The 15,528-nt window shown below is 66.8% G+C and carries 12 protein-coding genes and 1 riboswitch; of the genes, 7 read left to right on the top strand and 5 right to left on the bottom strand.

Annotation, left to right across the window (positions count from 1 at the left end; all coding sequences use genetic code 11):
- Positions 1 to 4: 4 nt before the first annotated feature.
- Positions 5 to 3,451, top strand: a complete 3,447-nt coding sequence (locus AC5P7S_RS14690) for a hybrid sensor histidine kinase/response regulator (protein ID WP_095378532.1) — start codon at positions 5 to 7, stop codon at positions 3,449 to 3,451.
- A 79-nt stretch (positions 3,452 to 3,530) separates the two neighbouring features.
- Here the strand turns inward: AC5P7S_RS14690 and AC5P7S_RS14685 are convergent, their stop codons facing one another.
- From AC5P7S_RS14685 to acs, 4 genes are all read right to left on the bottom strand, one after another.
- A complete protein-coding gene (locus AC5P7S_RS14685) occupies positions 3,531 to 4,106 on the bottom strand; it encodes a manganese efflux pump MntP (RefSeq protein WP_095378535.1) in 576 nt (191 codons plus the stop codon).
- Positions 4,107 to 4,194: 88 nt separating this feature from the next.
- Positions 4,195 to 4,284, bottom strand: a riboswitch (yybP-ykoY riboswitch).
- A gap of 148 nt (positions 4,285 to 4,432) precedes the next feature.
- On the bottom strand, positions 4,433 to 4,825 hold the full coding sequence (locus tag AC5P7S_RS14680) for a hypothetical protein (RefSeq protein WP_141239386.1): 393 nt from the start codon (positions 4,823 to 4,825) through the stop codon (positions 4,433 to 4,435).
- 259 nt (positions 4,826 to 5,084) lie between these two features.
- Positions 5,085 to 5,750 carry a response regulator transcription factor gene (locus tag AC5P7S_RS14675; RefSeq protein WP_005420420.1) on the bottom strand — a complete coding sequence of 222 codons (666 nt, stop codon included), beginning with the start codon at positions 5,748 to 5,750 and terminating at the stop codon, positions 5,085 to 5,087.
- An 80-nt stretch (positions 5,751 to 5,830) separates the two neighbouring features.
- Positions 5,831 to 7,774 carry an acetate--CoA ligase gene (gene acs / locus AC5P7S_RS14670; RefSeq protein ID WP_065185927.1) on the bottom strand — a complete coding sequence of 648 codons (1,944 nt, stop codon included), beginning with the start codon at positions 7,772 to 7,774 and terminating at the stop codon, positions 5,831 to 5,833.
- Between the two features lie 245 nt (positions 7,775 to 8,019).
- On the opposite strand from acs, the gene AC5P7S_RS14665 reads away from it, so the two are divergent.
- From AC5P7S_RS14665 to xth, 4 genes are all read left to right on the top strand, one after another.
- Complete coding sequence (locus AC5P7S_RS14665; RefSeq protein ID WP_053498792.1) at positions 8,020 to 9,447, top strand: DcaP family trimeric outer membrane transporter; 1,428 nt, start codon at positions 8,020 to 8,022, stop codon at positions 9,445 to 9,447.
- A 127-nt stretch (positions 9,448 to 9,574) separates the two neighbouring features.
- Complete coding sequence (locus AC5P7S_RS14660; protein WP_005420402.1) at positions 9,575 to 11,236, top strand: MFS transporter; 1,662 nt, start codon at positions 9,575 to 9,577, stop codon at positions 11,234 to 11,236.
- A 213-nt stretch (positions 11,237 to 11,449) separates the two neighbouring features.
- Positions 11,450 to 12,859: a coniferyl aldehyde dehydrogenase gene (locus AC5P7S_RS14655; protein ID WP_095378540.1), complete on the top strand. Its 1,410-nt coding sequence runs from the start codon at positions 11,450 to 11,452 to the stop codon at positions 12,857 to 12,859.
- Between the two features lie 162 nt (positions 12,860 to 13,021).
- Entirely contained in the window at positions 13,022 to 13,789 is a 768-nt protein-coding gene (gene xth, locus AC5P7S_RS14650) for an exodeoxyribonuclease III (RefSeq protein ID WP_005420392.1), read from the top strand.
- 71 nt (positions 13,790 to 13,860) lie between these two features.
- Here the strand turns inward: xth and AC5P7S_RS14645 are convergent, their stop codons facing one another.
- The gene (locus tag AC5P7S_RS14645; protein WP_005411656.1) at positions 13,861 to 14,112 is read right to left on the bottom strand and encodes a GlsB/YeaQ/YmgE family stress response membrane protein; all 252 of its coding nucleotides are present in this window, start codon (positions 14,110 to 14,112) and stop codon (positions 13,861 to 13,863) included.
- 84 nt (positions 14,113 to 14,196) lie between these two features.
- Here AC5P7S_RS14645 and AC5P7S_RS14640 point away from each other — a divergent pair, with 84 nt between their 5' ends.
- Together AC5P7S_RS14640 and rsmG are read left to right on the top strand one after the other, a co-directional pair.
- Entirely contained in the window at positions 14,197 to 14,796 is a 600-nt protein-coding gene (locus AC5P7S_RS14640; RefSeq protein ID WP_005420390.1) for a 4'-phosphopantetheinyl transferase family protein, read from the top strand.
- A gap of 39 nt (positions 14,797 to 14,835) precedes the next feature.
- Positions 14,836 to 15,474, top strand: a complete 639-nt coding sequence (gene rsmG, locus AC5P7S_RS14635; RefSeq protein WP_005420388.1) for a 16S rRNA (guanine(527)-N(7))-methyltransferase RsmG — start codon at positions 14,836 to 14,838, stop codon at positions 15,472 to 15,474.
- The last annotated feature ends 54 nt before the right edge of the window (positions 15,475 to 15,528 follow it).

Raw genomic sequence — 15,528 nt, 5'->3', positions numbered from 1 at the left:
ACGCGTGGTCTCCAGTTGGGTCCTGCTGCTGGTCTCGGTTGCCTATGCCGCGCTGCTGTTCGGCGTGGCGTGGTGGGGCGACCGTCGGCCGATGTACCCCGACCGGCCGTGGCTGCGGCCGGTCGTCTACAGCCTGGCGCTGGCGGTGTACTGCTCGTCGTGGACCTTCTACGGCGCGGTCGGCACTGCCGTGCGCAATGGCGTGGGCTACCTGCCGATCTACATCGGCCCGCTGCTGCTGCTGTTGTTCGGCTGGCGCATCATCGAGCGCCTGGCGCTGATCGCACGCAGCCAGAACGTGGTCTCCATCGCCGATTTCATCTCCTCGCGCTTCGGTCGCTCGCGGCGGCTGGCGGCGCTGGTGGCGATCATCGCGCTGATCGGCATCATTCCGTACCTGGCGTTGCAGTACAAAGCGGTGGCGATGAGCCTGCAGGTGCTGACCGGCAACACCGGCCCGACCGGGTTCTTCACCGACCCGGCGCTATACGTGGCATTGCTGATGGCGCTGTTCGCCACCCTGTTCGGTACCCGCCAGGTCGATGCCACCGAGCACCACCACGGCATGATGCTGGCGATTGCCTTTGAATCGGTGATCAAGCTGCTGGCGATGCTGGCGGTGGGTGTGTTCGCCTACCTGTGGCTGAGCAACCGCACCGACGCGGTGGTCGAGTCGGTGCATACGCTGTTCACCGGCCTGCCGCCGGTCGGCTTCATCTCGCAGACCCTGCTCAGCTTCCTCGCCATCATCTGCCTGCCGCGCCAGTTCCACGTGGCGGTGGTCGAGTGCGGTGACGTGCGCGACGTGCGCCGCGCGCGCTGGATGTTCGGCGGTTACCTGGTGCTGATCTCGGGCATGGTGCTGCCGATCGCCACCGCCGGCGTGACCCTGTTCGGCACCGGCGGCAGCGTCGCCGACGACTCGATGGTGCTGGCGCTGCCGTTGGCCGAAGGCCGCAATGCGCTGGCGCTGATCGCCTACGTGGGCGGCTTCTCGGCGGCCACCGGCATGGTCATCGTCTCGTCCATCGCGCTGGCGACCATGGTCAGCAATGATCTGGTGATGCCGGTACTGCTGCGTCGGAGCGGTGACCACCAGGAAGCCGCTGACGTCGCCTCGCGCGTGTTGTGGATCCGCCGCCTGGCGATCCTGCTGCTGGCGCTGATGGCCTACAGCTACTACCGCACCAGCAGCAACGACAGCACGCTGGCCTCGTACGGCCTGATGGCGTTCGCAGCGGTGGCGCAATTCGCGCCCGGCCTGATCGGCGGCCTGTACTGGCGCGGTGCCAGCCGGCGCGGCGTCGAAGTGGGCATGCTGCTGGGCTTTGCCACCTGGCTGTACACCCTGCTGCTGCCGGCGATGACCATGGCCGGCTGGGTCGACGCCGCCTGGGTACAGCACGGCCCGTTCGGCATCGAGTGGCTGCGTCCGCAGCAGCTGTTCGGCATGTCCGGCTGGGACCCGCTGACCCACGGCACGTTCTGGTCGCTGCTGGTCAATGCGGCCACGATGATGCTGGTTTCCGCACGCTGGCGGCCCGGCGTCGACGAGCGCCTGCGTGCGGCACCGTTCCTCGACCCGTATGCCGAGCGCCCGTCGGTGGCCGGCGGCTGGCCCGGGCATGTGCATGTGGGCGACCTGCTGGCGCTGGCTTCGCGCGTGGTCGGCGAACGCCATGCACGGCGTTCGTTCTTCGAGCAGGCGCAGTCGCTGGGCCGTGAGCTGCAATCCTCGGCACCGGCTGACCGGCCGTGGGTGCAGTTCACCGAGCGCCTGCTGGCCGCCTCGATCGGTGCGGCATCGGCGCGCCTGCTGCTGACCAGCCTGCTGCGTGGCTCGGGCATGGACCTGGGGGAAGTGGTGGCGGTGCTGGACGAAGCCGGGCAGGAACTGCGCTTCAACCGCGAGATCCTGTCGACCACGCTGGAGAACATCAGCGCCGGGGTCAGCGTGGTCGATCCGGACATGCGCCTGACCGCGTGGAACCGCCGCTACCAGGACATGTTCGGTTACCCCGACGGCATGCTCTACGTGGGCCGCCCGGTGGCCGACCTGATCCGCTACAACGCCGAGCGCGGCGAGCTGGGCGAGGGCGATATCGAAGTGCAGATCAACCGCCGCATCGGTTACATGCGCGCCGGCTCGCCGCACGTGTTCGAGCGCACCCGCAGCGACGGCAAGGTGATCGAGATGCGTGGCCAGGCGCTGCCCGGCGGCGGTTACGTGACCAGCTACAACGACATCACCGACTACAAGCACGCTGAAAGGGCGCTGCTTGAAGCCAACGAGACGCTGGAACAGCGCGTGGCCGAGCGCTCGCATGAGGCCGAGGTTGCGCAGCAGTCGAAGACGCGCTTCCTGGCGGCGATCAGCCACGACGTGCTGCAGCCGCTGAACGCAGCACGCCTGTTCGCTTCGGCACTGCGCGACAGTGATCACGTCAGCGACGAGCAGAAGCATCTGGCCGAGCGCGTGGACGCGTCGCTGCGCGCTGCCGAAGAACTGCTTGATGGCCTGCTGGACGTGTCGCGGCTGGATGCCGGTGGCCTGCACCCGGTGATCGGCGAGTTCGATGTGAGTGCGTTGATGCGCGAGCTGGCCGCGCAGTACACGCCGGTCGCCGCAGGCCGTGGCCTGCGCCTGGACCTGTTCGCGCGCGCGGCCTGGGTACGCAGCGATCGCCGCCTGCTGCGCCGCGTACTGCAGAACTTCCTGGCCAATGCGCTGCGCTACACACGCCAGGGGCGCATCGTGCTGGCCGTGCGCCAGCGCGGCGACGAGGTGGAACTGCAGGTGTGGGATACCGGCCCTGGCATTCCCGAACACCACATGCGGCAGATCTTCGACGAGTTCCACCGCTACCAGCAGCCGTTCGACTGGGGCGAGCAGGGGTTGGGCCTGGGCCTGTCGATCTGTCAGCGCATCTCGCGCCTGCTCGACCATCGCCTCAATGCACGCAGCCGCGTTGGCAGTGGCTCGATGTTCTCGATCATCCTGCCGCGGGTTGCGCCCTTGCCCGGCTACACCGAGCCTGCCAAGGCGACCCAGGCCGTGGCCACACCGGTGCGCAGCGATTCGCTGGCGGGCCTACGGGTGCTGTGCGTGGACAACGACGAGGAAATCCTCGACGGCATGCGCGCACTGCTCGGCCGCTGGCAGGTGCAGGTGATCACCGCCGCCACCGTCGACCAGGCACTGGAGAAGATCGCCGAGCGACCGCAGGTGATGCTGGTGGACTACCACCTGCACGATCGCATGGATGGCCTGGATGCGCTGGTGGCGCTGCGCGAGGCGGCCGGCTACCCGTTGCCCGGTGCGCTGCTGACCGCCGACGGACGTGACGAGCTGAAGCGGATGGCACGCGAGCGTGGCTACCGCGTGCTGACCAAGCCGATCAAGCCGGCCTCGCTGCGCGCCTTCCTGGGCGCGCTGCGGGATGCGCAATAGATCCACGCCATGCGTGGATGCGACGCCAGGTAGTGCCGGCCGCTGGCCGGCAACCACGCAATCGCTCGCTTCCGATGCGTTACCCCAAGCCGTGCAGGTGTTCGTACAGGATGGTCGCGCCGATGATCACCAAGATCACGCCACCGATGATCTCCGCACGCTTGCCGACCATGCTGCCCAGCACGCGGCCGAGCATGATGCCGGCGGTCACCATGGTCAGTGTGCACAGGCCGATGACCGCGGCCATCACGCCGATATGCACGTCCATGAAGGCCAGGCCGATACCCACCGCCATCGCGTCGATGCTGGTGGCGAAGCCGGTCAGCGCCAGCTTCCAGAAGCCGTGGTGCTGCGAGGGATCCTCGTCATCCACGGCGCTGTCCGGGCGCAGGCCGTTGTAGATCATGTGGATGCCCAGCGCACCGAGCAGGCCGAACGCGATCCAGTGGTCGAAGGCTTCGACGTACTGCAGCGCGGCGTGGCCGAGCAGCCAGCCGATGATCGGCGTGATCGCCTCGATGACGCCGAAGATGATGCCGGCACGCAGTGCATCGCGAAACACCGGCTTGCGCATGGCCGCACCCTTGCCGATTGCGGCGGCAAAGGCATCGGTGGACATGGCAAAGCCGATCAGGAGGATCGAAATGGGGGACATGGACAGCGGCTGAGGTCGGGCAAGGACGGACGCACGGCTCGCGCTCGCGCCCAACCTGACGTTGCGCGCGCGGGCCGCTGGTCTCGCCAACCATCATGGTTGTCCACGCCACGGCGCACTGGCCGAGTATGTTGACGTGGACGATTCCTGCGAAGGAATCCGGCTACTCCCCAAGGGGACGCGAAGCTTAGCATTGCGATCCGCGCGTGGCGCATTTACAGGCAAACGCGCAGGCAGGGCTGGTTTGTATAGCGATGGCTATATCGTAAGCGCAGCGGTGCCTGGTAGTGCCGGCCGCTGGCCGGCAGGAATGCGGACGCGACCGGCTACATCACATGGATGCTGTACAGCGTGGGGCCGCCGAACACCACGCTTTCACGATCAAGGTCGAAGGTGGCGGTCAGATCACACATCTCGCCATCGGCGAACAGGTCCAGTTCCACCTGGGCACCCGATGGGCGCTTGTATATTCGCGCTTGGGTGCGGATGTACTCATCGCTGGGAACATCAATCCGGAAGTGATTGGCAGGATCGGGCGGATCGGAGAAGTACTCGAGCGCCGCACGCCGAAAATCCTCCTCGCGATCATTGGGGAAGCCTGGTGGGCTGGGGCCATCCGGACAGCCTTCGCGGACGAAGGCAACCAGCATGCGGATGGCGTCCCGTTCTTCCGGTCGAAGCTGCGACGCATCTCTGGGTGTGTCGAGCAGAGTGTTCATTTTCGAGCCCAAGTCGCCATGCAGCGGCAGTATGCAATTGCAGTAGTGGCAGCCATAGAGCCAAATGCGTCGTCTTGGATAGCAGAGAGATGCGAAACACATCGGTCGCACCGCCATACGCTTGGAACCAATTGCCGGGCATTGGCCATGATTCATGCGCCGGCGGTTGCCGCGGATACACCTAGCCAAGCAAGCTTGGCACCTACCAGGGCGGTTTCAGACGTTCCAGGCGAATGCCGGCCAGCGGCCGGCACTACCGTCAGTCTTCCTCGGGCGGCAGCACGATGGCGTCGTCGTCGATGGCCAGCTTGCCGGCCATCAGCACGGCCTGGGTGCGGTTGGTCACGCCGAGCTTGCGCAGGATGGCGGTGACGTGGGCCTTGATCGTCGCTTCGGAGACGTTGAGGTCGTAGGCGATCTGCTTGTTCAAGCGGCCAGCGCCGAGCATCTGCAGGACACGGAACTGCTGCGGGGTCAGCTCGCGCAGGCGCTGGCCGACTTCGCGTTCTTCGCTGCCGGTGGGCGGCACGTTGTGCGCTTCCGGCGGTGCCCAGGTCTCGCCATCGAGGATGGTGCCCAGCGCATGGCCGATGGTGTCCGAATCCGCAGACTTCGGGATGAAGCCCAGCGCACCGTGGTCGAGCGCGCGGCGCATCACCGTGGCTTCTTCGCGCGCGGACACCACCACCACTGGCAGCTGGGGGTGCAGTGAGCGCATGTGCACCAGTGCGTTGAAGCCCTGCGCACCGGGCATGTTGAGATCCATCAGGACCAGGTCGGCGTCGTTGTGCTGGTCGGCCAGCGCGTACAGCGCTTCCACGCTGTCGGCCTCGAACAGCTGCACGCCGGGGATGACCCGCTGCACGGCTCCACGCAGGGCTTCGCGGAACAGCGGGTGGTCATCGGCAATCAGGAGGGTGGTCATGGTCGGGGGGAACCGTGGGGGAAACCAGATGGGGTCAGAGCCCTTTCCTGGTGGAAAGGGATCCGACCCCGGGTTCTGCATCAGCGCACCTTGCGCTCGTCCACCAGCGACGCCACCACCGACGGATCGGCCAGGGTCGAGGTGTCGCCGAGCTGGTCCGGCGCGTTTTCGGCAATCTTGCGCAGGATGCGGCGCATGATCTTGCCCGAGCGGGTCTTCGGCAGGCCCGGTGCCCACTGCAGGTGGTCCGGTGTGGCGATCGGCCCGATCTCCTTGCGCACCCAGGCGATCAGCTCCTTGTGCAGTTCATCGCTCGGGGCCTCTTCGGCCACCAGGGTGACGTAGGCGTAGATGCCCTGGCCCTTGACGTCGTGCGGGAAGCCCACGACCGCCGCTTCGGCCACCTTCGGATGCGAGACCAGCGCGCTTTCCACTTCGGCGGTGCCGATGCGATGGCCGGACACATTGATCACGTCGTCGACGCGGCCGGTGATCCAGTAATAGCCGTCTTCGTCGCGGCGGCAACCGTCACCGGTGAAGTAGCTGCCCGGGTAGGTGCGGAAGTAGGTATCGATGAAGCGCTGGTGGTCGCCGTACACCGTGCGCATCTGGCCCGGCCAGGAGTCACGGATGATCAGGTTGCCCTCGGTCGGGCCGTCCTGGATCTCGCCATCGGCATTGACCAGCGCCGGCTGCACGCCGAAGAAGGGCAGGGTGGCCGACCCCGGCTTGAGGTCCATCGCGCCGGCCAGCGGCGAGATCAGGATGCCGCCGGTTTCGGTCTGCCACCAGGTATCGACGATCGGGCAGCGGCTGTCGCCGACCACTTCGTAGTACCAGCGCCAGGCTTCCGGATTGATCGGCTCGCCGACGCTGCCGAGCAGGCGCAGCGACGCGCGCGAGGTCTTCTTCACCGGCTCCTCGCCTTCGCGCATCAGCGCACGGATGGCGGTCGGGGCGGTGTAGAAGATGCTCACCTTGTGCTTGTCGATGACGTTCCAGAAGCGCGAGGTGTTCGGATAGTTCGGCACGCCTTCGAACATCAGCGAGGTCGCACCGTTGGCCAGTGGCCCGTACACGATGTAGCTGTGGCCGGTGACCCAGCCGACGTCGGCGGTGCACCAGTAGATGTCGTCCTCGCGCAGGTCGAACACCGCTTCATGGGTGTAGGCCGCGTACAGCAGATAGCCGCCGGTGGTGTGCAGCACGCCCTTCGGCTTGCCGGTGGAGCCGGAGGTGTAGAGGATGAACAGCGGGTCTTCCGCGTTCATGCGTTCCGGTTCGCAGGTGGACGGCTGGCTGTCCACCACATCGTGGAACCAGCGGTCGCGCGGGGCCTGCATGTCCACCGCGCCGCCGGTGTGGCGCACCACCAGCACGGTTTCAACCGTGTTCGTGCCCGGCAGCTTCAGCGCGGCATCGACGTTGGCCTTCAGCGGAATCCTGCGGCCACCGCGCAAGCCTTCGTCGGCGGTGATGATCAGCTTGCTCTGGCAGTCGCTGACGCGGTCGGCGATCGAGTTCGGCGCGAAGCCACCGAACACCACCGAGTGGATTGCACCGATGCGCGCGCAGGCCAGCATGGCTACTGCGGCGTCGACGATCATCGGCAGGTAGATGGTGACGCGGTCGCCTTTCTTGACCCCAAGGTTGCGCAGCGCATTGCCGAGGCGGCAGGTGCGCTCATACAGTTCGCGATAGGTCACGTGCTGGGCCGGTGCATCAGGGCCGTCCGGCTCGAACAGCAGGGCGGTCTTGTCGCCGCGCGTCTCGAGCTGGCGATCCAGGCAGTTCACGCTGGCATTGAGCTCGCCGTCCTCGAACCACTTGATGTGGAAGTCGGACAGGTCGTAGCTGACGTTCTTGATCTTCGTCGGCTTGCGCATCCATTGCAGGCGCTCGGCGGCCTTGCCCCAGAATCCATCCGGGTCGGTCACCGACGCCTGGTACTGCTGTTCATAGGTCTTCTTGTCGATGCGTGCCTTGGCGGCGAACTGCGGATCGACGGGGTAGATATCAGCCATGGCACCCTCACTTGCACGTTGACTTTGTATGTGCGGTCGCAGCATCGCAACGACCGATCCCCCTCAGTTTGCCCCATCCACCCCCGGCCGCGTCACCACCCTGGTTAGACCATGGTCGAAAGTGAGCGCCTTGCAGGGCCGGGTTCGACCAATGGCGAATAGCCGCTATACATAATCGCCCCGCAGTCTCGGCTCGACCGTGCCCCACGCGCGGCATCACCTTGCCACTTGGGAGAGAGGGCAACATGAGCCACCGTACGTTGAAAGCCGTGCGCACACCTTTGGCGGCCTGCCTGCTGGTCGCCCTGGTCGCACCGGGCATGGCGTTCGCAGAGACCGCCAAAGAGAAGGCACTGGAAGCACGCGTTGCCGAACTGGAACGCCAGGTCCAGCTGCTGCTGTCTTCGCAGCAACAACAACAGACCCAGATCAGCCAGACCCAGCAGGCGGTGACCGAAGTGCGCACGGTGCAGGCCGAGCAGAAGCCGGTTGCACAGGTGCCGGCCGGCAAGCAGCCGATCCAGGTCACCACCATCACCCCGGGCGCGGCACCGGGCACCACGGTCAAGATCGGCGGCTTCATCAAGGCCGACTTCCTGGCCACCCAGACCAGCGATGGCCAGCTGGCCGACGACGCCACCGGCCGTTCGCTGTACCTGCCGGGCCAGACCCCGGTGGAAGGCGCCGGCGGCAGCGGCAAGCGCTCAGGCACCGATTTCAACGCCCATGCCAAGTTCTCGCGCTTCAACCTGGGCATCGACAACGTCAGCGAATCGGGCAACAAGGCCGGTGCGTTCTTCGAGATGGACTTCTTCGGCAACTCACTGGGCAACCAGACCGCCACCAATACCTACGGCGTGACCCTGCGCCACGCCTACATGTACTGGAACAACTGGCTGGCCGGCCAGACTTGGTCCAACTTCATGGACGCGGCCGCACTGCCGGAAGCGGTCGACTTCGTCGGCCCCACCGACGGCGTGATCTTCGTGCGCCAGGCCCAGGTGCGCTACACCCAGGGCGGCTTCAGCGTCGCGCTGGAAAACCCGGAAACCACCACCCTCACCGGTACCCGCAACCCGGTCACCGGCGCCTGGACCAACGCCAGCGCCAACTCCGACCGTGGCAGCCTGCCCGATCTGACCCTGCGCTATGGCTGGAAGGGCGACTGGGGCACCTTCGGTGTCGGCGGCATCGTCCGTCAGCTGAAGGTCGACAACCAGGCCACCGGCGCGAAGGCCGACAAGGTGGCTGGCGGCCTGACCCTGGGCGGCAAGTGGGTGATGGGTGACAGCGATTCGCTGCATTACCAGCTGACCGGCGGCGAAGGCATCGCTCGCTACATCGGCCTGGGCATCACCGCCGACAGCGCCTACGACGTGGCCCGCGATGAGCTCAACCCGACCGGCGTGCTGGCCGGCTACGTGGGCTGGCGGCATGCGTTCTCGCCGAAGCTGCGCACCAACCTGATCTACGCGCGCAGCGACTACGACAACGACAGCATCCTCGGCCCGCTGGTGACCAAGAGCGTGCAGAGCATCCGCGGCAACATCTTCTATTCGCCGCTGCCCAAGGTCGATATCGGTGCGGAGCTGATGTACGGCCGTCGCGAAGTGGAGAACGGCAACAAGGGTGACATCACCCGGTTGCAGTTCACTACGAAGTACAGCTTCTAAGAGCGTGCCGGCCAGCGGCCGGCACCTACCGAGATGGGGTGCCGGCCAAGGTCGGCATCTACCGAATTGAGTGCCGACCAACGGTCGGCACCCACCAACAACGATTGCTTCGGAGGGGAAGCGTCCCATGTCCAGTACACCCAGCACCGCACATAAAGCGGGCACCCTGACCAAGGGCCACAAGAAGGTCATCTTCGCATCGAGCCTCGGCACGGTGTTCGAGTGGTATGACTTCTTCCTGTACGGCTCGCTCGCGGCCATCATCGCCAAGCAGTTCTTCAGTGGCGTCAATGAAACCACGGGCATGATCTTCGCCCTGCTGGCGTTCGCCGCCGGCTTCTTCGTGCGTCCGTTCGGCGCGGCCTTCTTCGGCAGCCTCGGCGACCGCATCGGCCGCAAGTACACCTTCCTGGTCACCATCCTGATCATGGGCATCTCGACCTTCCTGGTCGGCGTGCTGCCCAACTACGCCTCGATCGGTTTCGCCGCACCGGTGATCCTGATCATCCTGCGCCTGGCCCAGGGCCTGGCGATGGGCGGCGAGTACGGCGGTGCCGCCACCTACGTGGCCGAGCACGCGCCGGACGACAAGCGCGGCCTGTACACCAGCTTCATCCAGTGCACCGCCACGCTCGGCCTGTTCCTGTCGCTGCTGATCATCCTGGCCTGCCGCATGACGCTGGGCAACGAGGCCTTCGAGGCCTGGGGCTGGCGCATCCCGTTCCTGGTGTCGATCCTGCTGCTGGGCATTTCGGTATGGATCCGGCTGCAGCTGAGCGAATCGCCGCTGTTCCAGCAGATGAAGGCTGAAGGCAAGGGCTCCAAGACCCCGTTCCGCGACAGCCTGAAGGGCGGCAACCTGAAGCTGATGTTGCTGGTCCTGCTCGGTGCAGCGGCTGGCCAGGCCGTGGTCTGGTACGGCGGACAGTTCTACGCGCTGTTCTTCCTCAGCAGCATGCTGAAGGTCGATGCCACCACCTCCTACCTGCTGATCGCCGCAGCGCTGGCACTGGGCACGCCGTTCTTCATCTTCTTCGGCTGGCTGTCCGACCGCATCGGCCGCAAGAAGATCATCCTGGCCGGCTGCCTGCTGGCGGCCATCACCTACATCCCGATCTTCAAGGGCCTGACCCACTTCGCCAACCCGGCCATCGAAGAAGCGCGCAGCAGCTCCCCGGCACTGGTCGTCGCCGACCCGGCCACCTGCTCGTTCCAGTTCGATCCGGTGGGCCTGCGCAAGTTCACCAGCTCCTGCGACGTGGCGACCGCCGCGTTGACCAAGGCCGGTGTGCCGTACGACGTGCAGCCCGCCGCCGCCGGTTCGCTGGCGATGGTGAACGTGGGCAGTGCCAGCGTCACCTCGTATGAGGCCGCCGGCCTGACCAAGGAAGAAGGCAAGGCCAAGGCCGATGCGTTCGGCGCGGAACTGAAGACCGCCCTGACCTCTGCCGGCTACCCGGCCAAGGCCGATGGCGCACGCATCAACATCGCCGGCACCATCTTCATGCTGTGGCTGCTGGTGCTGTACGTGACCATGGTCTACGGCCCGATCGCCGCCTATCTGGTCGAACTGTTCCCGACCCGCATCCGCTACACCTCGATGTCGCTGCCGTACCACATCGGCAACGGCTGGTTCGGTGGCTTCCTGCCGGCGATCTCGTTCGCGCTGGTGGCCGGTACCGGCAACCTGTACTACGGCCTGTGGTACCCGATTGCGATCGCACTGATGTCGGTGGTGATCGGCGGCCTGTTCCTGCGCGAAACCAAGAACGTGGATATCACCAAATAACCGGCGTGCCGACCAACGGTCGGCACCCACCGGGTTTCAGGGGCCGTGGTGCAGACCGCGGCCTTTCTGTTTGTCGACCGTGCCCACTGGGTTCGCATTCCGGTAGTGCCGGCCGCTGGCCGGCAAACCCATGAATCTCCGAAGACATGAACCCATTGCCGGCCAGCGGCCGGCACTACCATGGCGTTGCGCAGCACCCCGTATAGTCGGCCCATGACGACCACCGCCCCCGCCGACCTTCCCGCCATCCTGCACACCCTGCGCAGCGCCTGGCAGTCGCAGCGCCCCACGCTCGACCAGCGTGAGGCCGACCTGCGCCGCCTGCGCGAGGGGCTGAAGCCACGCCTGGACGAAATGGCGCAGGCCATCGCCGAGGACTTCGGGCATCGCGCCCACGTTGAATCGAAGCTGGCCGATGGCATGAGCGTGCTGTCGGCCATCGACCACCTGCGCCGCCACCTGCGGCGCTGGTCGAAGCCGCAGCGGGCATCGGCGGGATGGAAGTTGTGGCCAGCGCGCGCGCAGCTGCGGCCGACGCCACTGGGTGTGGTCGGGGTGATCTCACCGTGGAACTACCCGGTCACGCTGGCGCTGGTGCCGCTGGTCACCGCCATCGCTGCCGGCAACCACGTACTGCTGAAGCCTTCGGAACACACGCCGCGCACCAGTGCGTTCCTGGCCGATCTGCTGGCCAGCGTGTTCCCGCCCGATCGGGTGGCGGTGGTGCAGGGCGGGGCAGATGTGGCCGCGGCGGTGTCCTCGCTGCCGCTGGACCATCTGCTGTTCACCGGCTCGACGGCCGTTGGCCGCAAGGTGATGGCCGCCGCCGCCGAGCATCTGGTGCCGGTCACGCTGGAACTGGGCGGCAAGTCGCCGGCCATCGTCTGCCGCGATTTTCCGCTGGGCAAAGCCGCCGCGCGGCTGGCCACCGGCAAGTGGTTCAACGCGGGCCAGACCTGCATCGCGCCGGATTATGTGCTGATCGATACGGTCCGCCAGCGCGAGTTCGTACAGGCGCTGCAGCAGCAGGTGCGCGAACGCTATGGCGACTTCAGCAATGCCGACGACTACACGCGCATCATCAACGAGGGCCAGTACCAGCGCCTGCAGGGCTATCTGGTGCAGGCGCGCGAACGTGGCGTGCCGGTGATTCCGTTGGCGCAGGTGGATGAGGCGCGCGCCGACCGCGAGCGCCTGCTGGTGCCGACCGTGGTGCTGGACCCGCCCGACGATCTGGACCTGATGCGCGAGGAAATCTTCGGGCCGATCCTGCCCGTGCGGGCCTACCCGGACCTGGAGGCGGCGCTGGCGGACGTGCTGTCCCGCGAACGGCCGCTGGCGCTGTATCCCTTCAGCCATGACACGGCCACGGTGGAGCGCATCCTCGGCCAGGTGGTGGCCGGTGGCGTGACGGTAAATGACACGCTGCTGCACTTCGCCGCCGATGGCCTGCCGTTTGGCGGGGTAGGGGCCAGCGGCATGGGCGCGTACCACGGGCGGGCCGGGTTCGATGCGATGAGCAAGCGGCTGCCGGTGCTGTGGCAGTCGCGCTGGGCGGCCAGCGACCGGCTGCGGCCGCCGTATTCGAAGATTGCGGGTTTGTTGAAGCTGCTGCTGCGGTAGTGCCGGCCGCTGGCCGCCAACTGCGGGGTCCTGCCGACGGTTCATGGGGTTGCCGGCCAGCGGCCGGCACTACCGGTGGGTGCAAACCTTGGTTGGCACGGGGGCGGCCATGCGCCAACCCAGGTTGGCGTCTACCAAAGCCCACCCGGGTAGAATGCCCGCATGAAAATCGCCTCGTGGAACGTCAATTCGCTCAATGTCCGCCTGCCGCACCTGGAACAGTGGCTCAAGGCGTTCGGCCCGGACATCGTCGGTATCCAGGAAACCAAGCTGGAGGACCACAAGTTCCCCGACTCTGCGCTGATCGCTGCCGGCTACCGCAGCGTGTTCGCCGGCCAGAAGACCTACAACGGCGTAGCGCTGCTGTCGCGTGAGCCTGCACAGGACGTGCAGATCGGCATTCCCGGCTTCGAGGACGAGCAGAAGCGCGTCATCGCCGGTACCTTCGGCGACCTGCGGGTAATCAACCTGTACGTGGTCAACGGGCAGGACATCGGTACCGACAAGTACGAGTACAAGTTGCGCTGGCTTGAGGCGGTGCATGCCTGGATCGCCGAAGAACTGCAGCGCCACCCGAAGCTGATCGTGATGGGGGACTTCAACATTGCCCCGGACGCACGCGACGTGCACGACCCGGAGGTGTGGAACGACAACCACATCCTGACCTCCACCGCCGAGCGCGGCGCATTGAACAAGCTGCTGCAGCTGGGCCTGCACGATGGCTTCCGCCTGCACAACGACGAGGCGGGCACCTTCAGCTGGTGGGATTACCGCGCCGCCGGCTTCCGTCGCAACCTGGGCCTGCGCATCGACCTGACCCTGGTCTCCGATGCGCTGAAGAGCGGTGCGGTGGCTTCGGGCATCGACCGCGAGCCGCGCACCTGGGAACGCCCGAGCGACCATGCGCCGGCGTGGGTGCAGATCGGTTGAACGAACGGGGCCCGGCATCGCCGGGCCCGTTCTGAAAGGCCCGCCGGCCAGCGGCCGGCGCTACCGCCGTGTCAGCGTATGCTCTTGCGGGTGAACAGATTGACGATCGCCAGCAGGATCACTGCACCGATCAGCGAGAACAGGAAGGTTCGAATGGTGATCGCTTCGTTGATGCCGCCGCCGAACAGCCAGCCGGAAATCAGCGCGCCGACGATGCCGACCACGATGTTGAGGATGATGCCCTGCTGGGCATCGCGCTTCATGATGATGCTGGCCAGCCAGCCTACGATGCCGCCGACGATCAGCCAGATGATGATGCCCATGATCGAACCTCCGGTGGGGAACGGTGACCAGTTGACGCGCACGGCCGTGAACCCGTCGTGCAATCGTGTGACGGGCGCGTGCGGATGAGCCTGCCAGCCACCCTCGATGGCCCGTGGCGCTTCGGTCCGGTGACGGTCTGGCGGCGCCCGCACGTGCCCGGCCAGCGCGGCGAACCGCAGGCACGGCAGGTGCTGGCGCAGGCCCTCGGGGCCGATCCGGAGACGCTGCCGCTGGTCCGCGATGACAAGGGCCGGCCGGAGCTGAGCGGCGCATTGGCCCACTACGGCACCGGCTGGAGCCACAGCGGCGAGGTGCTGCTGGTGGCGCTGGGCGAAGGCGTGCGGCTGGGCGTGGACCTGGAACTGCTGCGGCCGCGCGCCCGCCTGCTGGAGATCGTGCAGCGCTTCTTCCACCCGGAGGAGGTGGCGTGGCTGGAAAGCCTGGACCAGGCCGACCGCGAACACTGGTTCTTCCGCGTGTGGTGCGCCAAGGAAGCGATGCTGAAGGCGCACGGCCAGGGTATCTCGTTCGGCCTGCACCGCCTGCAGCTGGCGCCGGGGGCCGATGGTGCCCTGCACCTGCGCTGGTGCGACCCGGAACTGGGCGAGGCCGCGCGCTGGCACCTGCACGAATGGCAGGCCACCGGTCAGTTCCGGGCGGCGTTGGCCTGGTATCCGCACTGAGGCGGGGAATCAGCGCGCAAAACCGGCGATAATGCCGGCATGAGCGAACACCCACTTCCCGCCAGCGTGGCTGCCACGCTGGAACAGGGCCTGGCCAGCATGGGCCTGGATGCCGCGCTGGCGCCGCCGCTGCTGCGCTACCTGGCCCTGCTGCACCGCTGGAACGGCACCTACAACCTCACCGCCATCCGCGACCCGCAGGAGATGGTCACCCGCCACCTGCTCGACTCGCTGGCGATGCAGCCGTTCGTGGCCGATGGCAGCCTGGCCGACCTCGGCACCGGTCCCGGGCTGCCGGGCATCCCGCTGGCCATCGCCTGCCCGGGCCTGCAGGTGACCCTGGTTGAGAGCAATGGCAAGAAGGCGCGCTTCATGCGCGAGGCCGTGCGCCAACTCGGCCTGGGCAATGCCCGCGTGGCCGAATCGCGCGCCGAGGCGCTGGACGAGGCCGGTCGTTACGACCAGTTGACCGCCCGTGCCATGGATACCCTGGCCGGCATCGTCCGCGTCGGTGGCCACCTGCTGCGGCCGGGGGGCGTGCTGCTGGCCATGAAGGGCGTCTACCCGCATGAGGAGATCGCGGACTTGCCGGCTGGCTGGCAGGTGCGCGAGGTGACCCCGCTGAGCGTGCCCGGCCTGGCCGGCGAACGCCACCTGGTCACTGTTACAGGCCCTTGATTCCCGCCGCCAGCCCCTTGTGCAACAACGGGTTGGCGATCCACGATTTCCGCA

This window comes from Stenotrophomonas sp. YJH_SMC_32 (assembly GCF_059369975.1).
The sequence above is the reverse complement of the archived record's forward strand: the minus strand, read 5'-3'. Positions and strand labels throughout refer to the sequence as shown.